Source organism: Halalkalibacter urbisdiaboli, assembly GCF_002156385.1.
Lineage (GTDB): Bacteria > Bacillota > Bacilli > Bacillales > Bacillaceae_D > Halalkalibacter_A > Halalkalibacter_A urbisdiaboli.
The window spans coordinates 699,092-721,708 of record NZ_MVJM01000002.1 but is presented as its reverse complement, the minus strand read 5'-3'; the positions used below and the strand labels follow the sequence as shown (position 1 = coordinate 721,708).

The following is a 22,617-nucleotide window of genomic DNA, read 5'->3' as shown; positions in this document are numbered from 1 at the left end:
GTATATGCAACTAGATATTTCCAAGGATTCCCTTCCTGTATATGAGGCGCTTGCTAGTAAGGTACGATTGACCATTATTCAGTTGTTAGCGGTTAAATCTATGAATATCAAAGAATTGGCTGAAGCAACAGGGTTAAGTAGTGCAATTATGACTAAGCATATTAAGAAACTCGAAAATGCAGGAATTATCCGTACTGAAATGATTCCAGGTCGAGCTGGTGTTCAAAAGCTATGTATCTTATGTCGAGACAAATTGGAAATTACGTTCCCATCTCAGCAAGTGTTAGTGAAGGAATTTCATCAAACAGAGGTATCTGTTGGTCATTATACGGACTTCTTCGTTACACCTACCTGTGGCTTAGCTACAGTTGAAAAGTTTATAGGTGAATTTGATGAACCACGGTATTTTTTGGATCCTCAGCGGGTAAATGCGAAAATCCTTTGGTTTGGTCAAGGGTATATAGAGTATAAGGTAGCGAATTTTTTATTAGCTACGGAGATTCCGGAGGAGCTTGAGATTTCGATTGAATTGTCCTCGGAAGCGCCATTTACGAACGATAATTGGCCTTCGGATATTACGTTTACTTTAAACAATGTAACATTGGGCACATGGACGAGTCCGGGTGACTTTGGAGATTCACCTGGTAAGTATACTCCTGATTGGTGGCCTAGGGTTATTAATCAGTATGGGATTATGAAGTTTTTACGGGTTACATTGGATGGTACCTATATTGATGGAAACAAAATTTCGGATGTGACGATTGATGATATTCAAATTGCGAACAAGCAATGGGTATTTCGAATAGCGGTTGATGCAGATGCTAAGAACGTCGGCGGTGTTACGATCTTTGGATCTGGTTTTGGTAACTACAATAATGACATCGTTTTCCGACTATATTATTCGAAAGAGCCACCAGAAAATCGTTCTTCATGACATAGGCACTGAAAAAGGGAAACCCACCCTTTTTCAGTGCCCTTGGAATAACCCCCTTTTTTCGTTAAACTTTATGTTACGAAAAAGGGGATTTTATGTTTTGGATATTGTTTTTAGAGTCTGAATTCGTAGAAAGCATTTAATGGCTGCTGTTGTTTCTCTATTAATTTCAACAAACATACATTTGCAATATAATTAACTTTCTATTAACCTAGTTAATATATATGTTTATTTAAAAGGGGATGAGTAAAGTTTTGGTTAAAACGTTAACGCGTAAACGATGGGTACTAGTCATTAGTTTTATCATAGTTATTATTGCAATCGTTTACTTGACAAAAACAGAAATTGTTTCTGAAGAATCGAAAGTAGAAACGCGAGGGGAAGAGCCAGTGTTTAGAGATGCATCCGTTCATGATCCGTCTGTTATAAAAGTAGACGATACCTTTTATGTCTTTGGTTCACATTTAGCGGCAGCAAAAACGGCTGATCTAATGCAGTGGGATCAAGTCGCTTCGGGTGTAAATAAAACGAATCCGCTTATTGAAGATCCTCTTGAGGAATTGAAGGAAACATTCGAATGGGCTGAAAGTGATACTCTTTGGGCAGCTGATGTTGTTCAGCTTGAGGATGGTAAATTTTATATGTATTATAATGCCTGCCGTGGAGATTCACCTCGTTCGGCGCTTGGCGTTGCTGTTTCTGACCATATTGAAGGTCCTTATAAAGACTTAGGGATCTTTTTGAAATCAGGAATGTGGGGAGAAGCGAGTGAAGATGGGAAAATTTACGATGCTACGATTCATCCAAATGTAGTGGATCCGCATACGTTTTTTGATAAGGACGGAAAGCTTTGGATGATGTATGGCTCTTATTCTGGTGGTATTTTCATCCTTGAAATGGATAAAGATACAGGTTTCCCGCTTCCGGACCAAGGCTATGGTAAGAAGCTATTAGGTGGTAACCATAGTAGAATTGAGGGGCCGTTTGTTATTTATAGTCCAGAAACTGACTATTATTATATGCATCTGTCTTATGGTGGTCTTGATAAGGTAGGTGGCTATAATATGCGTGTTGTTCGTTCAGAAAACCCTGATGGACCATACTATGATTCGGAAGGGAATGACATGATCAACGTAAAGGCTGATCCTAATAAACCTCTATTTGATGACCGTTCAATTGAGCCTTATGGTGTGAAGTTAATGGGGAATTTCCTCTTTAAGCGTGAGGCAGAGGAAGAAGGTACAGGTAGAGAGGTAGGATATGTTTCTCCAGGACATAATTCAGCTTATTACGATGAAGAGACTGGACAGCAATTCCTAATTTTCCATACACGTTTCCCTGGAAGAGGAGAAACGCATGAAATTCGAGTTCATCAAATGTTTATGAACGAAGAAGGATGGCCGGTGGTGGCCCCGTATCGTTATGCGGGCGAGGTTCTAGAAGAAATTTCGGAACAAGATATCATTGGAGATTATAAATTCATTAATCATGGCAAAGACATTTCAGCAGACATAAAAGAATCAACGGTTATTCAACTAGAACAGGATCGTACGATTACAGGTGAAGCAGTGGGCGAGTGGAAGCTTATTGATGAAAACAGGGTGGAATTAGTCATCGATGATGTAACCTATGATGGTGTCTTTGTTCGCCAATGGGATGAAAGCTCAAAACGATATGTGTTGACATTTACAACGCTATCAACAGATGGAGTTGCAGTTTGGGGAAGCAAGATTAACTAAGGTAGTGTTTTGATCATTGGTATGGAGCGAATAGGCTTCGTGTAAGGATAATGAACGTTCTTTTAAATAGGATGAATGATATTAGGAGGGGCTTTGCTTGAGTTTCACTACTTCTGCATTATGTGATAAATACGGATCAACTATTGTTGTAGCTGAAGGTTCTTTATTAGAGTACTACGGAAAACATAAGGTCTTTTCAGGTCCAATTGTTACGGTTAAAGTATATGAAGATATTGGCCTTGTGAAAAAGCTGATTGAAACTGCTGAAAAGGGTAGTGTCGTCGTTGTACATGGTTCGGGGTCTCGTCGTTCTGCTTTAGTTGGAAAGGAATTAGTAGAGGCAGCCGTCATGAGAGGTGTATCAGGAATTATAATCTATGGATGTATTCGTGATATAGCCCTAATTAATGAAATGGATATCGGAATCCTAGCTATTGGAACGAATCCAATTTTAAGTGTGAACGAAGGAAAAGGAGAGCAAGATATTCCAGTTCATTTTGCTGGAGTTGACTGGGTACCGAATCATTATACTTATATTGATCGAGATGGTATATTAGTTTCAAAAGATAAACTAATATAATAACCGTGTTTTTATAATTAAATGAGCGCTTTTAAAGGTGATATTCCCCTTTAAAAGCGCATTTTTTTTATCCTTAAAATGGGGGGTGTTATTTTAATAAAATATAGTGTTAAATAAAATAGTAGCCATTAAAATAATATAAACAAATGATTAGTTTAAATATTAATATATATACAAATCTAGTAATCGGGATAGCTGATTTTAAAACGTATGGTAAATAGCAAAACGAAACTGATTAACGGTTGAATTCTGATATGAAAGCTAGCATTACGAATGAAATACTTGACTATATCATGGAAATTAGAGTGAGGAAAAAAATGTATAGAGGTGTGATTATTTCTATTGACACTTCAAACATTAATAAATATAATAACTAATAAATAAACCTATTTATTAATGTTTAGGTTTTTGGAATCTAAATCTTTAATCAAACGTTCTTTTTTACCTTAAATGTAAGCGCTTTATAATGGTTTTTGAAGTAAAGAGCTTTGGATTAGATAATTGGGTAGAATGGTAAGATTCCGTACTTAGTCTTGTATTATTAAACAATACTATTTTAAAAATGAAAGAGCCATAATGAGTGAATGGTTGGGGGGATTGTTTTGATTCGTATGAAGGTAAGAAAAATGTTTTTAATAATATTGGCTACTATCTTGATAAATTCACAAATCCTGATTTCAAATGTAAGTGCTGAAGATTTAAAAAATCAAGATACAGCAGCAAAAGATTCAGGTACATCTGAACAGCCTTCATCTAGTTTAACAGAAAAGTACAGTACGTATATAACGGAAGCAAAGATGAATCAGTACGCAGGGAATGACATTGTTTTAGAAAACGTAGGGGACCTCGTTACGGATTCATCATTTTTAGATCAGTATGATGGAACAAGTGTTGTTAGAATCGAGCAAAATGAGGAAGCGATACTACGAATCAATGCTCCCGAGAGTGCTTTGTATTATATAGGGGTCACCTACTTAAGTGATAATGAAAATGTACTACCTACACAGATGGAAATGAAACTAAATGGCCAATTCCCTTTTTATGAGTTGAGAAATCTTGTTTTTGAAAGTAAATGGAGATCACCAGAAATTATTCCGAAAGATAAGTATGGAAACGAAATCGTTCCCCAGCCAATGAAAGTGATTGAGTGGCAAGATAAATTCATTGGAGATTCTAGCTACCGTTCAAGTGAGCCATTCTTACTTCAGTTAGATAAAGGTGAAAATGAGATAGCTCTTAAGGTGATTGAAGGAAATATCGTCATTCAATCCTTATTGATTTCCTCTCCTGAAAGTTTAGAAGACTATAAAAATTCAGAAGTTTCAGGAAATAGATTTGTGCTTGTTCAGGGAGAAGATATTGCCTACCGAAATGATTCATCCATTCGAGCTGGTGCCTCCTTTAATGTTGATTTGACTCCATATAGCTCTAGTAAGCGAGTCCTGAATTATTTAGACGATAATTCATTTAAAAACCCTGGGCACATGGTCACATATGAATTCGAGATTGAAGAAGATGGATATTATTATTTAGGAATGAATTATAGACAAAAAGCTAAAGACGACTTCCCAGTTTTTATGAATATATTAATAGATGACGAGATCCCGTTTAAACAATTTAAGCATTATCCGTTCGATTATGTATCGGATTTTACGAATACGACGATTCAGAATCCGGAAACAGGAGAGAACATTCCAATTTATTTAGACGCGGGCAAGCATTCAATAAGCTTTGCGATTAGTCTAGACCACATTAAACCTACGATAGAAGCGGTAGAACGCTTAATCAGTGAAATTCAATTATTATCTCTTGAATTAAACAACTTGGCGGGGCCTATTGTAGACCGAAATCGAGATATTGATGTTGAAGAGTTTGTTCCAGGTGTTACCGAGCAGTTACTTGCATGGGCAGATGAGATGGGAGAACTATACGGAAATATGCAAACATTTAATCCAACGGTGGATGGAATTGGTGCGTTTTCATCATTGGATATTGCTGAAAAGCAACTAAGAAGCTTGGCTCGTGATGTGGATAAATTAATCGTAAGAAAAAATGAATTATCAACAGGAACGAACTCTATCACAGCTTATTTAGGAAATTTACTACAAGATATAAATGATAATGGGGTCGCACTAGATGAATTTTATTTCTATCAAAATTCGGATGATATCCCTAGTAAGAAAAGCTTTTTCTATAAACAATATTCTAAAGTAGAGCGTTTAGTCCGGTCCTTCGGTGAACAAGATTATTCCGTCGATAATAAAAATCCAGATCATGTTCAAGTGTGGATAAACCGTCCTAGACAATATATTGAAATCATTCAACAGATGATTGATGAACAATTTACACCTGAAACGGGTATCAAGGTTGACTTATCGATTATGCCTGATCAAAATAAATTGATTTTGGCGAATGCTGCCGATGAAGCCCCGGATGTTGCAGTAGGTGTGAATTATGCACTTCCTTTTGAGATTGCAATAAGAGGAGCATTACAGGATTTAACTGAGTTTGAGGATTTCGAGGAAGTGAAAACAAGATTTCCTGCAGGACTACATGTTCCCGCGACAGTAGAGAACGGGATTTATGCCTTGCCAGATACGATGAATTTCTGGGTGTTATTTTATCGGAAAGACATTTTGGATTCTTTAAGTCTACCAGTTCCAGAAACGGTTGACCAACTAAGAACCTACCTGCCTGAATTGCAAAGAAAAGGCATGAATTTCTTTTATCCGACAGCCGGTATGCCCGGTCTTAAGCTCTTCCAAGGAACTATGCCAATTATTTATCAAAATGGTGGACAGTTTTATGGGGAAACGATTGGCAGAACGAACTTAAATGAAAACCCTTCAATCGAAGGGATGAGACAATTGACAGAGCTGTTTACGATTTACAATGCTCCGTATGATGTGCCGAGTTTCTATCAGCAATTTAGAGATGGCTCGTTGCCAATCGGAATCTCTGATTATTTCATGTATAACCTTATCTTGAACGCAGCACCTGAGATTGCAAACTCTTGGGATATCGCCTTAATGCCGGGAATTGAAAATGGAGAAGGGGAAGTTCAGAGATGGTCTGCCGGAGGAGCAGAGAGTAACATCATTTTCAAAGATTCTGATAAGACCGAGCAAGCATGGGAGTTCTTGAAATGGTGGTCAAGTAAGGAAGCTCAAATTACGTTTGGGAATACTCTTCAAACGACTTATGGAGAGGAATATATTTGGAACACTGCAAATATCCAAGCATACGAAGGGTTGCCTTGGAAGACAAATCATAAAAAAGTCATTTTGGCACAAACAGAATGGTTAACAGAGGTACCGCGTGTTCCAGGTAGTTATATGCTAGAACGGGAAATTAGTAACGCTTATAATTCGATTATTTTAGATGGAGAAAATCTAAGGACAGCGATTGATTTAGCTAGTAAACGTATTAACCGAGAAACGTTCCGAAAGCTGGAGGAATTCAGGTATATGGAAAATGGAGAAGTGATTCAACACTATCCGAATCCAGAGTTAAATATTGAGTAACAGGGGGCAATTTAATGCAAAAGGTAGATAAAATGGGCGAGCCGTTAGTAGAGGTGAAAGGCGGTATGCAAAGGCCAGAAAGGAATTTGCAAAAAGCCAAAAGGGACAAAAAGACCCCATATCTCTTTTTGCTTCCCTATATTCTAATGTTTACACTTTTTATCATCATTCCAATTATTATGGCAATCTATCTATCATTTACAAATTTTAATACGATAGAAAGCCCTGATTTTATAGGTTTTTTAAACTACATTAATTTGTTAACGCAAGATGAAATCTTTATGCAATATGTATTGCCGAATACCGTATTGTTTGCAGTTATTGTTGGACCAGGAGGCTATATTTTAGCCTTCCTCCTGGCTTGGTGTTTAGCTCAAATAACAGCAAAGCCGCGTATGATTCTCGCATTAATCTTCTATTCTCCATCTATGACCCAAGGGGTAGCGATGGCTGTAGTTTGGACGGTCCTATTTAGTGGGAACCAGTCAGGATACGTGAACAGTCTATTAATAAATTGGGGATTGATTACCGAGCCAATAGTGTTTCTACAAGACACCCGCTTTATTTTGTTAATTATGATTATTGTAGCGCTATGGAGTAGTATGGGTGTTGGATTCTTGGCGATGCTGGCAGGGGTTTTAAATGTAGATGAATCTCTTTATGAAGCTGGTGCAATTGATGGTATTAAAAACAGGTTCCAAGAACTTATCTATATTACGATTCCGTCTATGAAGCCTCAAATGCTGTTTGGAGCAGTTATGGCAATCGTAAACACATTTGCGACAGGAGTGATTGGGGTCCAGTTAACTGGCTCTAACCCTACGCCCAACTATGCCGGTCAATTAATTGTAAACCATATTGAAGATTACGGATTTATTCGATTTGAAATGGGATATGCAGCAGCGTTATCGGTTGTGCTGTTAATGATTATTTATATGTTCTCCTACATTTCGAAAAAGCTGTTTAGCGAATCCTAGAAAGGAAGATTTTATGGCTTTGAAAGTTAATGGTGCAAACCCAAAAAGGTTTCATAAAAGTCAGTTGAAGTTTTATATTTTCTTAATCCCATTTGCGATTTTTATGATGCTACCAATCGTGTTTATTTTTAACCATGCATTTAAACCACTTGATGAGTTATATGCGTTTCCGCCACAGTTTTTTGTAACAAAACCAACATTTGAAAATTTTGGGAATTTGTTTGAATTAGCAAATTCATCGGGTATTCCGTTAAGTCGATATGTGCTTAACAGTATCATCGTTACATCTGCTGTTGTCTTTTTATCCGTCCTTATTTCATCAATGGCTGGATACGTTTTATCAAAAAAGAAGTTTAAGGGGAAACAGACATTTTTTGAAATTAACAACCTTGCATTAATGTTCGTGCCAATCGCTGTCATGATTCCAAGATTTTTAACGGTTTCTCATTTAGGGATTGAAGATACATTCTTCGCGCATATTTTACCGTTACTAGCTATGCCGGTTGGATTGTTTCTATTAAAGCAATTTATCGACCAAATTCCTGATTCCTTAATTGAAGCTGCAGTTATTGATGGTGCAGGTGATTTTAGAATCTATTGGAAAATCATTTTACCGCTAATTAAGCCTGCGATTGCTACAGCGGCGATATTAGCCTTCCAACTGGTATGGAATGATTTAGAGACGTCTGTACTCTTTACGACGAGTGAAAATATGCGAACGCTTGCCTTCTTCATGAACACACTTGTTGCAAATACAAACGTCGTCGTTGGGCAAGGGATGGCAGCGGTAGCGTCCTTAATTATGTTTGTACCGAACTTAATTTTATTTATTATCTTACAAAGTATGGTGATGAACACGATGTCACATTCTGGGTTAAAGTAGGTGTGAAAATGATAAAAAAGATGAAAACTATAGCACTATTAATTTGTTTATCTATCTTTTTCTTTGCTGAACTAACGCCAGTTTCAGCGAATACGGCTTATAAAACGTATACAGAAGATGGATATGGAAATTATGTAGAAACCCAGACTGCATACACGGTGAGTCATACAATTGTTAAATTTGGTGACGAGTTATTTAGGCAAGGATCCGATTTGAAAATAGGAAAAGATGGGCTCATTTATGTTTCGGATACAGGGAACCAGAGAATTATCGTTGGTAATCGAAACGGGGAGTTAGTTCGAATCATTGGCGAAGATGTTTTAACAAAACCAAATGGAATCTTCATATCTGAAGATGACAAATTATATGTCGCTGATGAAGTAGAAGCGAAAGTCTTTGTCTTTTCTCTAGAGGGTGAATTATTAGCTGAGTTTGGGAAACCAGATAGCATTTTATTTGGAAAAGCAACGACGTTTGTACCAGAAAAAGTTGTCGTTGATCGTAGAGATAATCTTTACATTATTTCACGAGGAAACTCAAATGGGATTATTCAAATTAATGCAAATACGGGAGAGTTTATCGGTTATTTTTCACCTAACCGAACGGTCGTAACGCCATTAACGATATTTAGAAAGGCGATTTTCACTGATGAACAGCTGAGTAGGATGATTAATATGGTTCCTCCTACTGCTTCTAATCTTAATATTGATCAGAAGGGACTTGTCTACACGGTTACCCAAGGGGAACGAATTGAAACGATAAAAAAGTTAAACATGGCCGGACAAAACATTATCGATATGAATGCTTATGATCCTTTCCCTGCTTCAATCGATATCGGATCATTGGATAACATATTCGTTGCTAGTGAAAATGGATTCATTTACGAATATACAAGTGAAGGAAACTTACTATTTGTATTTGGTGGTAGAGACAATGGAAGACAACGTGTCGGTCTTTTTAATAAAATTTCCGCTCTTGCATTAGATCAACATGACCAAATTTATGCACTTGACCCAGAGAAGAATGAAATACAAATATTCCAACCAACCGAATTTGCCAATCTCGTTCATGAAGCATTAACACTTTATCAAAATGGTGACTATGCAGCGAGTAAGGGGCCTTGGGAAGAGGTAATCAGGCTAAATAGTTTATTTGACTTTGCTAATTTAGGATTAGGTCAAGCGTACTTTAAAGAAGAAAGCTATGAAGATGCATTAGCGTCATTTAGATTAGCAAAATATAAGTCTGGCTACTCAGATTCCTTTTGGGAACTACGAAACAAGTGGATGAGAGAGAACATTATTAACATCCTCTACCTGGTGATTATTTTCGTCATATTGAAAAAGGTAGTGAGTCGGTTCGAACGAAAGCATCAGTACTGGTATAGATTTAAAAAGAAAATGGATGAAAGGTATAATTTGAAGCTGCTAAAGGACCTCGTTTTCTTGAAAAACTTTATTCGTCATCCGATTGATAGCTTTTATAGTATCAAGCATGAGAATAAAACGAGTGTGCTATCAGCAACAATATATATGTTTGTTTTCTTTATCCTTTATGTTCTTGAAAAATATTATTCTGGGTTCATTTTTAGGACAGTTGAAGAGGGCGAGTTTGCTATCGTTTCTGATTTCTTCGTCTTCACGGGAATTCTATTATTAGTTATCGTTTCGAACTACTTAGTAAGTACGATTAATGATGGAGAAGGTAAGTTCAAGCATATTTATTGTGGCTTTATTTATTCGTTTGCTCCTTACTTCATTATTAAACCTTTCGTCATTGTAATAAGTAACGTCTTAACGTTTAATGAGGTTTATTTGCTGCAATTTGCAAATTTCTTCACGCATGCGTGGGTTGCGATATTGCTTATCGTGATGATTAAAGAAATCAATGATTATTCAATGAGAGAGACGTTTAAAGTTATCTTCTTAACACTGTTTACGATATTAATAGGAGTATTGTTGATTTTTATCATCTATGTTCTAATTACCCAAATGTTATCATTCTTTGTTTCTATCTTTAATGAGGGGGTGTATCGAGTTGAAAATGGTTAATTTTAAATTTAATTTAAAAACGACTATTAAACTCATCTTGTTTTTATGCATCGTCTCAACCATCTTTATTCTTGTTCTAAATGATGATTCTGAGGTTGCAGAGGAGCTTATCAACACTCCGACCGTTCCTCAATCAGTACCAGAAGAGCCTGCTCCGGATGCTGAGGAACCCGTGGTGGAAGGTGAACCACTAGTAGAACCGCCGCCAGAGCCAATGGGGCTAGAGGATGATGGTTTAGAGAAACGGCGACAAATCATTGAATCGAAACAGGAAGTAATCGATGGTCATGCTTTTCTACTAGAGAACAGCCGCTACGAGCTATATGTAAAAGAAGAAAATCTCTCGGTCATTATGAGAGATAAGCGTACGGGTGCCGTCATGTACTCTACGATTGAGAAGCCTGTGAAAAGTAATGAAGAATGGACGAATTTTATGAAATCATCGATTGTGATGGAATACCTTGTTGGAACGAATATTGTAACGTATCGAGCTGACATGTATTCAGGCAATCCTAGCAAAGAGGTAACGTATCGAAATGATGGGTTTGATGCGAAAATAAGTTACCCAGAGCTTGAAATCTCTTATGAACTAAACGTTACTTTAACAGAATCAGGAATTGTAGCAGAAATTCCAAAAGAAAAAATTGAAGAAAACAACAATCGCTATAAAGTGTCCGGCTTTTATGTTTACCCGTTTTTAGGATATTCAAAACTTGGAGAACGCGAAGGGTATATGTTTATCCCGGATGGATCTGGAGCGTTAATTCATTTGAAGGATAATGATGGTCGCTACAGACAGCCTTATTCGAAAATGGTGTACGGTGACAATGTCGGGATTGACGATTCGTATGTGTTATCGCTTTTTAACCGAATGAATCCCTATAATGACGCAGAAAATATATTAGCACCGGTATTCGGAATGGTGCAAACGGATACGCAAATAGGCTACCTCGGTATTATTGAAGAAGGCCAATATAGTGCGAAAATAGAAGCATACCCTAGTGGTGCTGTGCTTCCATATAACTGGATTACTTCAAAGTTTATTTACCGACAAGTATATAATCAACCGACAAGCCAAGATTCTGGAACGATGGTCATTCGTCAGAAGAATATGAACGACTTTGATATTCGAGTAAGATATGAGTTCGTTTCCGAGGATAATGCTACTTATTTTGGTCTTGCGGATAAGTATCGTAACTATTTACTTGATAATGAGTTAATTACGAAAAAAGAAGACGATTTTAAAGTCCGTGTTGATATGTTTGGTGCTGATGTTGAAAAAGGGCTCATCTTTAAGAAGGACATTCCGATGACGACTTTTAGTCAAGCAAGTCATATTTATCAGCAGCTACAAGATAACGGTGTTGAAGAAATATTATCTATTTATAAAGGCTGGCAGGATAAAGGCTATTATGGTGGATTGCCGATTCACGATTTTAAACCAGCGTCCGTGCTAGAGAATGAGCAAAGTCTTCATCGCTTGTTAGAAGAAAGTAAGGAACGCAACATCGATTTATTTCTCTATCATGATGCGTTAAGAATGAACTTGGATGAATTCAAGAATTCAAAATATAAAGTGATGAGGAAGTTTAACAAACGAACTCATACAGATGATGTTTACGGAAAAGTATACCGTACCTTTAATTATCTAAATCCTAAATCGTCCGAAGACATCATGGAAAGGATGAAAGAAAACTATACAAAGAATGATGTTGAAAATGTGATGATTAGCGGCATTTCAAATGAATTGTTTTCTTATAGTGAAAAAAGCAATGAGTTCGACCGTATTTCAACGAAAACTTATTATGAATCGATTATTACAGATTATCATGATAACTTTAATCTACTATTAGAACAGCCATTTGCTTATTTATGGGAGAATACAACAAGTTTTATTGATTTACCTGCTAATTCATCGGATTACGTTTTTACAGATGAAGATATTCCTTTTATTGCGCTAACGTTAAAAGGGATTGTCCCAATGTATTCCGAGTATATTAATTTTCAAGCCAACCAAGTGGAGTTTTTCTTGCAATTAGTCGAACAAGGTTTAAACCCATCATTCTATATCACGCATGAAGATCCGTCTAATCTTTTATATACGAATTCTTCACATATTTACAGTTCGAAATTTGAACGTTACGAAGACGTAATTAGGGAATATTATACGGAATTAAAGGAAGTCCATGACGTAACAAACGGTTCCATCATTGTAGGATATGAACGGTCCAATAATGTAACAAAAGTAACGTATGAAAACGGAACAATCATTTACGTGAATTATCGAGATTATGATGTTTCGATTGATGGACAGACGATTAACGCTTTGTCTTATAAGGTGGTGCAAGACCGTTGAAAATGAAAAGAAATAGTATGTACGGCTATTTATTTATCATGCCTTGGATGTTCGGATTTTTATTGCTCGTTTTATGGCCAATGATTCAATCGTTTTATTTCAGTTTAAACAATATGAGAATTACGCCAGTAGGACTTCAATTTAAATATGCGGGATTTAACAATTACCTAGATGTTTGGTTAAAAGACATGTTTTTTGTGCAAGAGCTGTTTCAGTTCTCACTAAACATCGCACTAAGAGTACCAGTTATTGTCGTGTTTGCTTTAATTATTGCCATGCTACTGAATCAAAAAGTGAAGTTCCAAGGGACATTTCGAACGATTTTCTTCTTACCAGTTATCGTGGCAAGTGGACCGGTCATCGATCAATTGATTAGCCAAGGGGCAACAACCGTCCCCTTGATTGACCAAGGCATCATTATGGGAGTATTAACCCAAGTGTTCCCGATGTGGTTTGCGCAAGTAGTTGGAGGGTTGTTTAACCAAATTATTATCATCCTATGGTATTCAGGAGTTCAAATCTTAATTTTCCTTGCAGTGCTACAGAAAATTGATTCATCGATGTACGAGGCGGCGAAAATTGATGGTGCTTCGGGATGGGAATGCTTCTGGAAGATTACGTTACCAACCATTAAACCGATTATTTTAATTAACTTTGTGTACACGCTCGTTTCATTAGCAAACAGTAATCAAAACGAGATTATTCGTCTGATTTACATGAATATGTTCTCGGCCACTAGAGGATATGGGTTTGCTTCAGCAATGGCCTGGATGTATGCACTCATTATCTCGATTTTGTTAATCATTATTTTCTTAGTGTTCCGAGAGAAAAAGGGACCTAAACGAACGCTTTAGAAAGGAGGGGGACGATGGAAATTCCAAAAATGAACAACCTAGTGACATTTGTGAAAGATGACGGGTTGAGCACAAAAGAAAAATTTAGTATAGCCAAAGGGAAAATAGTTCGATTTTTATTTGGTTTTAATAATCGAAAAGGCTTTTTATTGAAGTTCTCTATCTATACGTTGCTAGTTTGTATTGGCTTTGTGTATTTATACCCGATGCTATACATGTTTATTACGAGTATAAAATCTTTGGAGGATTTACTTGATAGCTCGATTCGCTGGATTCCTTCAAGCTTTTATAGTAACAACTATCAGCAAGCCTACTCTGTCATGAATATTAAGCATTCTCTTTCAGGTAGTTTATTAATCGCAACTGTACCTACTCTTTTCCAGGTGGTCGTTTCGGCTCTAGTTGGATATGGTTTTGCGAGATATAACTTCCCATTAAAAAAATTATTTTTTGGATTAATGCTCTTTAGCTTTATCATTCCTCCTCAAATTTTAATGATGCCAACATATCAGTTGTTCAATCAATTGAATTTGACAGGTTCTTTAAATGCTTTTATCGTACCAGCGGCTTTAGGTCAAGGGTTAAACAGTACAATTTTTATCTTGATTTTCTATCAGTTCTTTAAGCAAACGCCTCAATCTTTATATGAGGCTGCGGAGGTAGACGGTGCTAGCCAATTTACGTGTTTCTTTAAAATTGCGATTCCGATGGCGGTACCAGCCTTTATCATCTCATTTTTATTCTCGTTTGTGTGGTACTGGAACGAAACGTATTTAACGACACTTTATTTAACGAGCCAGTCCACTGATATCACAACAGTATTGCTACAATTGCAACAGTTTCAACAAAACTATGAAGCAATTTATCCAGTAACAGAAAACAGCCCGAACAAAATTAATGAGGGCATTAAAATGGCTGGAACAATGATTAGTGTGTTGCCATTGTTAATTGTGTACTTCTTTTTACAACGATACTTCGTTGAAAGTGTCGATCGTACTGGTATTGCTGGTGAATAATCACCGTAATATAAAAAAAATTAAAATATTGGGGGAAATCAAATGAAAAGGAAGTCTTTATTTAGCTTACTAACGATGTTCTTTTTGGTTCTACTGCTTGTCGCTTGTTCTAGCAATGATAGTGTAACAGAAGAAACAAATGAGCCTAAAACAAATGATAGTGAAGCTCCAGTTGAAGAATCAGCACTACCACCGATGACAACTGAGAACATTACGCTTAAGTATGCTTCTTGGGCAAATGGTGAGCTTAATAAGTTTATGGCTGAAAAGTTTATGGAGAAATATCCAAACATTACAGTTGAGCTTGTTGAGTTAGAATTTGATGGCTGGAATGACCATTTAACAAACCTAGCAAGTACAGGACAACTGCCTGATGTATTTTGGTATTTAGGAAATGTAGACGTTCCGATTAAAAATGGTTGGTTAGGCGATATGACCGAGTACTTTGAAAATGACCCAGAGTCTGACAATATTTTAACAACAATGAAGGAGCCTGGATATTTTGACGGTGAGAAAAAGCTTGCTGCACCTGCCAATTACTATCCGTTCACGATTTATTTAGATGAAAACCTATTTAAGAAACTAAATGTTGATATGCCTTCTGCTGATTGGACATATAGTGAAATGATTAACTTAATGCAAGAAATGACGGTTCCTGAACAAGGTATTTTTGGCTACAATACGTTCACACAATTAGTAACAATGGCACCAATTGTTAATCAAGATGCTTATGGCGAATTTGGCTGGGATGGCGAAAACTTTGATTTAACAAAGGATTGGGCAGATGCAATTAATCAACATGCTCAGTTTGTTAGAAGTGGCGTTCATGCTCCTTTCTTTGATACAGATGAAGCAGAAGCTGCATTTGGTGACAGATTGTTATGGGCAGCAAGCTCTGGCCGTCTAGCAATGCAATTAGATGCTTGGTGGACAATGGGCTTATTCGCAGAGCCTGAGTTTGTAGACAAAGGAATTAAATGGGTTCCTTATACAGTACCACAAGGAGATAATGCTTCAACACAGCATAAACCTGCATTTATTGACTTTGGTGCGTTATCTTCTGCAACGGAGCACCCACGTGAAGCATATGAGCTATTAAAGTTCTTTGGATGGGGCAAAGAAGGTTGGTCAGCGAAACTACAAGCATTTGAAACGTTAAAAACAGAAGATGGCTCACTAGTTTTCAAGCATCCAGACGGTCTTCCATTAACACAAGATCAAGAGATTTGGGATGGACTTAGAGCACTTCTTCCGCAAGATGAGTACGTGACTAATTTCTTAGAAAGAGCGAAGGAGCCAATTCCACTTGGTGGGTCTTCATTACCTGGTTTCCAAACGTTCTTAGATGAAGTCTATCTTGGTGGAGAGTATGGGAATGTGGAGCAAGCGATTATTAATGGCGAAGTTAATCCACATGATATTTCTCAAAACTTAACAGATATGATTAATCAATACAATGATGAAACGATGGAAGAATTATTCTGGTAAAACAACAATACGGCCGATTTGTTCATTTGAGCAAGTCGGCTGTATTTTTGCCAAAAGTTAAAGGAGAGGAGAGTAAGATGAATAAACTTGTTTCTGTTGCATTTCTTTTATATTTGCTTCTTCATTTTCCTGTGAGTGTTTTAGGGGGAAATCCAGTTATTCAAGAAAGATTTAGCGCTGACCCAGCTGCACTCGTTCATGATGACAAGGTGTATTTATACGTTGGAAGGGATCAAGCAGGGGAGCCAGGAGAAATCGACCATTTTTACGTTCTGAAGGAATGGAATGTCTATTCTTCTTCCGACATGATTAATTGGGAGCTAGAAGGTACGTTGTCTCGGACAGAGTTTGAGTGGGCAAGAGAGGATACTGCATGGGCCTCACAAGCGATCGAACGTGACGGGAAATTTTATTGGTATGTGACTGTATTAAATAAGGATTCCGATCCTGAAAAGAATGGCTATGCGATAGGTGTTGCCGTATCCGATAAGCCAGCAGAAGGCTTTAAGGATGCATTAGGGAAACCGTTAATAAGCAGTGACATGACAGAGGCTCCAGGATTTATGGACAAAAATCAAACGTGGGATGATATTGATCCGACCGTCTTTATCGATGATGACGGTCAAGCCTATTTATACTGGGGCAACACCCATCTTTACTATGCGAAGCTTAAGGGCAATATGGTTGAAATCGATGGGGATATCGAGCGAGTAACGATAGACAATATGCCGGGAACATTTACGGAAGCACCATACTTGCATAAACATAATGAAACATATTACCTGTCATTTGCAATGAACTTTCCAGAGCTAACTGCTTATGCAACGAGCGATCAACCTGAGGGGCCGTGGGAGTATCAAGGTGTTCTATTAGATAAAATGGAAGATTCCGAGACGAGCCATCAAGCAATTCTAGAGTTCAAAGGGCAGTGGTATTTGATTTATCACACTGGAGCCTTACCGACAGGGGGGAACTATAAACGTTCGACGTCAATAGAAAAGCTGGTTCATAATGACGATGGGACGATTGATAAGGTGACTCCGACTGCATCAGGTCTAGCAGAGGAGCGCTACTCGATTAAAACTTCAAGTCAGCACTATATCCGTCATTTACGTGATGCTGTTCGAATCGGACCGTTAAAAGAAGACAATGCCGATTTTAAGTGGCATATAGTTTCTGGCTTGGCTGATGAACGAGCGGAATATATCTCATTTGAAGCAGAGAATAAAGCTGGATATTATTTGAAACAAGGTGGAGAATTCACGCAACTAGTTAAGAACGACGGGACTAAGCGCTTCGAACAGGAAGTAACCTTTAAAGTCGTAGAAGGGCTCGGGGATTCCGATTCTGTATCTTTTCAGGCTTATAACGATGAAACATTATATTTGTATCATCATGACAACAATACCCTTCGAATTGGTCCCGTTGAAACAGGGGATGAAAGGATTCGAGCAACATTTCAGGTGGTAGAAGAAACTGGTGAGGTACTCAATTTAACTACTAGCAAAGCTGGAACTAGTAAAGACAATAGCCTGACAGGAACCATTTTTGTGTTTATTAGCTTAATAATACTCGCTGTGATTGTTGTGTTTAGAAAAGGACTGGTTAAAAGGAGTCGGAATAATATTACTTAAAATTAGAAGATGATTTATGGATAGTTTTTGCACAATTATTTATCGTAGCAATGTAACATTTTAAAAAAAACAGAGCTGCTTAAATTCAAAAAAAGTGTAATCGCTTCGTTCACTATGCGCTTTACGATGAGTTCTGATCGAAAGGTACAACAATAGGTGGATGAAAGACGACTGAAAAGGTTGGTTTTCGAGGGCATTGAAAAACCCCTTGAAAGTCACGCTAGGAAGCAGTAATGGCAACGGCTCGCGCATTGCTTAGAGGGCATTAAAAAAGGGAAAAGCACCCTTTTTTAATGCCCTTTCTTATGACATCCTTTTTTTCTGTATAAAAAATTAAATTAAAGCAGACTGTATACTTTCTAGCAATCTGGTAATGATTAATAGGGAGGTGAGTGAGATGAGAAAACAAAATCTAGCTATGATGATAGTCGCGAGTTTATTCTTTACTTTATATACATTTCATCAAGCGAATAGTGAGTCAGCAAAACCAAATGAGTTAACGGATATTATAAATATGACCGAAGCGCAAGATATTAGCATAGAGTCATGGTCAGTATATATGAAGGAAGACACTGTATATGCTGAGGACCATCAAAAGGCTGAAGCAGTAGTGAAGGAATTAATAACGGAGAAGACCGGTTATCAATGGAGCAATGAAACTCCGAAGAACGGTCATTATCAAAAGGAAGTTGGCGTAAAAAATCAGTCTGATCAGAGTGTTCGTGAACGAATCGTGATTGCTACATATGAAAGTAATGGATTGTATCATATTACAGTTACTCATCAGCTAGATGGGAAGGGTTGGACAGATGAAACACTAAATAAAATTACATCCAGCCTAAAGGGGGAAACGATCTATTACACGGTAAAAGGAAGCAAAAAACAAACAGGGAAAATAGAATTAGAAGAGCTAGCTCAGCTTCTTGTTGCTGGACTATCTGCAGAAATTAAGGAAGGTCTAATAGAGGATGGCTTTGTGTCGCTATCAGCGTATAATCCAAATTGGGCAATAAGTGTACCAATTGGACAGTCTGAGGAGATGAATGTACAGGTTGGACTTAGAGTTTCTGAACAAGAAACAGTAGATGTAACGATTGGAACACCAATTATTACAACTGAATATTAATTGTAGTAGGTTGTACCAAAAGGTTCATAATGATCCTTTTGGACAACCTCGTTTTTATTGGAAAAGCATTTCTTCACAATTAGCACACATTTTAATGTTACACTAGTCCAGTAAAAAGGGAATGAAAGGAGGGGACAATATGTATGATTTCTTTAATGCGATTAGTCAATTTTTTTATGGTCCTTTAACGAATTTATCATATGGCACAGAGCATATCCCTCTATTATCTGCCCTTATTATTGGTCTATTAGGTGCTGCTGCACCGTGTCAATTTACGGGAAATATAAGTGCCATTACACTATATGGAAATCGTTCTTTTCAACATAAGATCCCTTGGGGTGAAGTATTTGCGTATATATTAGGAAAGATCGTTGTCTTTTCAGGTTTAGGGTTGATTGTATGGGTACTTGGTGAAGAATTTCAGCGCGAGCTTACAGGCTACTTGCCTTGGGTTCGTAAATTTTTAGGACCACTTTTAATTTTTATTGGTTTGTACTTAATGGGTGTCATTAGATTTTCTTGGACAATTAGATTTATAAAAGAAAGGAGTCAACCAAGGAATAAGCTTGGAGCTTTTTTGTTGGGGAGTAGCTTCTCGTTAGGATTTTGTCCAACGATGTTTCTTTTGTTTTTTATGTTATTAATGCCGATGGTTCTCTCAACAAGCTACGGTTTCGTACTCCCGAGTATTTTTGCAATCGGTACGGCGATTCCTTTTCTAATCGCCATTTTTCTCATCTGGTATTTCGGATTAAGTGGTGCGCTTATGAAAAAAAGTCGAAAAGTTGGACTGTTTATTCAACGATTTGCCGGAGGGGTTATGATTTTTTTAGGGATTCTTGATACGATGACGTATTGGTCATTTTAGTTTTTCATTTTTATCCCGTTATATTACAATGTGGTCATTAATTATTGGAGGAATTAAATCATGCTATTTAGACGAAACATAAACATGTTACTTATTGTATTATTGTTGTCATTATTGACAGCTTGCGCTCAAGGGGAAGAACAAGGAATTGAAAATGAGCAAACTGGTGAAGTAGAAAATGATGCCGAGGTTGAAGTTGATTTAGAGACAGAGCATCAGCATGAGCATGAGAAGAAAGAGACGATGTTCCAGCATGTCCACGGGCTTGCTTATGAGCTAAGTGAACCATATGATTTACATCTAGGTACCCATCATGGTGTTTTTCGCATTAATCCCGATAATGTCTGGAGATGGTTGGGGACCAATAAGCATCGTCATGATGTAATGGGGTTTACGTTTCTAGATGAAGAGACGATGATTTCGAGTGGGCATCCAAGTGAGGCATCAAATCTCAAAAATCCAATTGGTGTGATAATTAGTAAAGATCAGGCGGAAACGTGGGAGCCAATTGCGCTTCACGGCGAAGTAGACTTCCATACCTTTGAAGTCAATGCAAGTCAGTCCGGTGTTTTATATGGGATTGATATGTCTGGTTTTTATCGTTCAGAGGACTTTGGTTATAACTGGGAGCTTGTTCGCGCAAAGGGATTACCAGAGAATCCACAGGATATCTATACCTTAGTCTCTAATCCTGGACAGCCTTCCGCTCTTTTAGCAGGTACTAAATTCGGTATTTATCAATCAGACGATGGTGGGGAGACATGGGGACTTGCTACGGATGAGGAAACGTTGATTAGTGCAAAAGCCGCCTATGAACAAGAGGGTACCATTGTTGCTTACGTTCAAGGGAAAAACGAAAATGGGTTAGTGAAAAGTACAGATTTTGGTAGCTCGTGGACCTCATTAAATTTACAATTTGATGATGATGCTGTCGCTCATATTGCGGTTCATCCTGTAAATGAAGGAGAATTTGCAGTTGGAACATTTAAAGGAGACCTTTACAGAACAATAGACAATGGTGTTAACTGGCAAGTCATTGCTAAAGAAGGAAAGTCGATTGTTGACTAAGGTAAGATGAAAAGTCAGTTGCTATGTAACTGGCTTTTTCTTGAGATTTGTTTTATGTATCAAAAAAGGAATTTGTCTAAAACTAAAGGCAAGTTCTTTTTTTTGTTTATACTGAGCAAGATTGTTGATAAAAAGAAATGGTTTAGAGTAAAATAAATTCGGTAATGAACTATATTATTTAAAGTAAATAAACATTATTTAGTTTATTATGAAAAACACTAAAATATTTTAGGAAAAGAAAGGGAAGGTTAAAAAATGGCAAAGGTATTGTATATTACAGCACACCCACACGATGAAACACAATCCTTCAGTATGGCAGCAGGGAAGGCTTTTATTGAAGCGTATAAGGAAGCGAATCCGAATGATGAAGTGATTAACGTTGACTTATATCAAGAACATATTCCGCAAATTGATGTCGATGTATTTAGCGGTTGGGGTAAGCTACAATCTGGAAAAGGGTTCGATGAGCTATCAAACGAAGAGAAAGCAAAAGTCGGCCGTCTTTCTGAGTTATGTGAGCAGTTTATTGCTGCAGATAAGTATGTGTTTGTTACACCATTATGGAACTTCTCATTCCCGCCAGTGTTAAAAGCTTATATTGACTCCGTTTCTGTAGCAGGTAAAACGTTTAAATATACAGAACAAGGTCCAGTAGGTTTATTAACGGATAAGAAAGCTTTACACATTCAAGCACGTGGTGGAATTTATTCTGAAGGGCCAGCTGCTGAAATGGAAATGGGGCATCGTTATCTAAATGTGATGATGCAATTCTACGGTGTACCTTCGTTTGAAGGATTATTTGTTGAAGGTCACGCAGCTATGCCTGATAAAGCTCAAGAGATTAAAGAAAATGCAATCGCACGAGCAAAAGATTTAGCACAGACATTTTAATTGTACAAAAAAAGGGTTGTCCAAAAGGATTGGTAAATCTTTAGGAGCAATCCTTTTTTTATTGAGTAAAGAAGTAGCTTCATAATAAAGAATCAACAAATTTGAAAAAAAGATTGAATTCTAGCCAAATAGTGTTTACTATTAGCAACATATAGTAATTGTTTCAGGTTTATATAACTAAATATTGATACAAATGAAATAATAGGTGTCATCATATTAGACTTAAATAGGGAATCTGGTGAGAATCCAGAACTGTCCCCGCAACTGTAAGTGTGGATGAAATGAGGGAACCACTGTATAAGCTACTTAAAGCTTGTATGGGAAGGCTCAGAGTAGGGTGAAGCACAAGTCAGGAGACCTGCCTGTTCTTTCAAATGTTTTCATTCTTCGGGGAGTAAGAATCAAAAACGGTGGGATGCTGAACTCGCATCTGGGTCATGCTATTTTTGTACCGTTTTATCAACTCTTCCGAAGCTGGAGGAGTTTTTTTGTTTTGGAAACTATGGATGATTGGGTTGTGAATAAGTGAAAGCATAATCGAAGAATCCAAACGCCACGAGCTTCTCTACAATGAACCCTACTTGTAGAGAGCTTAAAACGAGGCTGGGGTTCTGTACATTGTATTAAA

At 37.3% G+C, this 22,617-nt stretch carries 16 protein-coding genes and 1 riboswitch; all 16 genes read left to right on the top strand.

The window, feature by feature from the left end; all coding sequences use genetic code 11:
* Nucleotides 1–4 precede the first annotated feature (4 nt).
* A complete protein-coding gene (locus tag B1R93_RS11345; protein WP_088104075.1) occupies nt 5–934 on the top strand; it encodes an ArsR/SmtB family transcription factor in 930 nt (309 codons plus the stop codon).
* A gap of 242 nt (nt 935–1,176) precedes the next feature.
* Entirely contained in the window at nt 1,177–2,673 is a 1,497-nt protein-coding gene (abnB, locus tag B1R93_RS11340; RefSeq protein WP_088104074.1) for an arabinan endo-1,5-alpha-L-arabinosidase AbnB, read from the top strand.
* A 97-nt stretch (nt 2,674–2,770) separates the two neighbouring features.
* A complete protein-coding gene (gene rraA, locus B1R93_RS11335) occupies nt 2,771–3,253 on the top strand; it encodes a ribonuclease E activity regulator RraA (RefSeq protein ID WP_088104073.1) in 483 nt (160 codons plus the stop codon).
* A gap of 611 nt (nt 3,254–3,864) precedes the next feature.
* The gene (locus B1R93_RS11330) at nt 3,865–6,777 is read left to right on the top strand and encodes an extracellular solute-binding protein (RefSeq protein ID WP_245308295.1); all 2,913 of its coding nucleotides are present in this window, start codon (nt 3,865–3,867) and stop codon (nt 6,775–6,777) included.
* A 14-nt stretch (nt 6,778–6,791) separates the two neighbouring features.
* Entirely contained in the window at nt 6,792–7,754 is a 963-nt protein-coding gene (locus B1R93_RS11325; protein ID WP_245308265.1) for a carbohydrate ABC transporter permease, read from the top strand.
* A gap of 13 nt (nt 7,755–7,767) precedes the next feature.
* Complete coding sequence (locus tag B1R93_RS11320) at nt 7,768–8,637, top strand: carbohydrate ABC transporter permease (RefSeq protein ID WP_088104071.1); 870 nt, start codon at nt 7,768–7,770, stop codon at nt 8,635–8,637.
* A gap of 8 nt (nt 8,638–8,645) precedes the next feature.
* Nucleotides 8,646–10,688, top strand: coding sequence for a YIP1 family protein (locus B1R93_RS11315; RefSeq protein WP_088104070.1), 2,043 nt, complete (start codon nt 8,646–8,648; stop codon nt 10,686–10,688).
* Complete coding sequence (locus tag B1R93_RS11310) at nt 10,681–13,044, top strand: DUF5696 domain-containing protein (protein WP_245308294.1); 2,364 nt, start codon at nt 10,681–10,683, stop codon at nt 13,042–13,044. Before B1R93_RS11315 ends, B1R93_RS11310 begins: the two co-directional genes overlap by 8 nt.
* Before the next feature lie 2 nt (nt 13,045–13,046).
* On the top strand, nt 13,047–13,898 hold the full coding sequence (locus B1R93_RS11305; RefSeq protein WP_088104658.1) for a carbohydrate ABC transporter permease: 852 nt from the start codon (nt 13,047–13,049) through the stop codon (nt 13,896–13,898).
* Nucleotides 13,899–13,912: 14 nt separating this feature from the next.
* The gene (locus B1R93_RS11300) at nt 13,913–14,914 is read left to right on the top strand and encodes a carbohydrate ABC transporter permease (RefSeq protein ID WP_245308264.1); all 1,002 of its coding nucleotides are present in this window, start codon (nt 13,913–13,915) and stop codon (nt 14,912–14,914) included.
* Nucleotides 14,915–14,956: 42 nt separating this feature from the next.
* Entirely contained in the window at nt 14,957–16,402 is a 1,446-nt protein-coding gene (locus tag B1R93_RS11295; protein ID WP_088104068.1) for an ABC transporter substrate-binding protein, read from the top strand.
* A 77-nt stretch (nt 16,403–16,479) separates the two neighbouring features.
* Nucleotides 16,480–18,036: a family 43 glycosylhydrolase gene (locus B1R93_RS11290; protein WP_088104067.1), complete on the top strand. Its 1,557-nt coding sequence runs from the start codon at nt 16,480–16,482 to the stop codon at nt 18,034–18,036.
* A gap of 397 nt (nt 18,037–18,433) precedes the next feature.
* Nucleotides 18,434–19,162, top strand: a complete 729-nt coding sequence (locus tag B1R93_RS11285; RefSeq protein ID WP_165763788.1) for a YwmB family TATA-box binding protein — start codon at nt 18,434–18,436, stop codon at nt 19,160–19,162.
* Nucleotides 19,163–19,301: 139 nt separating this feature from the next.
* The gene (locus tag B1R93_RS11280; protein ID WP_088104065.1) at nt 19,302–20,030 is read left to right on the top strand and encodes an urease accessory protein UreH domain-containing protein; all 729 of its coding nucleotides are present in this window, start codon (nt 19,302–19,304) and stop codon (nt 20,028–20,030) included.
* Between the two features lie 60 nt (nt 20,031–20,090).
* Complete coding sequence (locus tag B1R93_RS11275; protein WP_088104064.1) at nt 20,091–21,098, top strand: F510_1955 family glycosylhydrolase; 1,008 nt, start codon at nt 20,091–20,093, stop codon at nt 21,096–21,098.
* A 255-nt stretch (nt 21,099–21,353) separates the two neighbouring features.
* Nucleotides 21,354–21,989 (top strand): FMN-dependent NADH-azoreductase, encoded by a 636-nt coding sequence (locus B1R93_RS11270; RefSeq protein ID WP_088104063.1) that lies wholly within the window; start codon nt 21,354–21,356, stop codon nt 21,987–21,989.
* A gap of 186 nt (nt 21,990–22,175) precedes the next feature.
* A riboswitch (cobalamin riboswitch) is annotated at nt 22,176–22,369 on the top strand.
* The last annotated feature ends 248 nt before the right edge of the window (nt 22,370–22,617 follow it).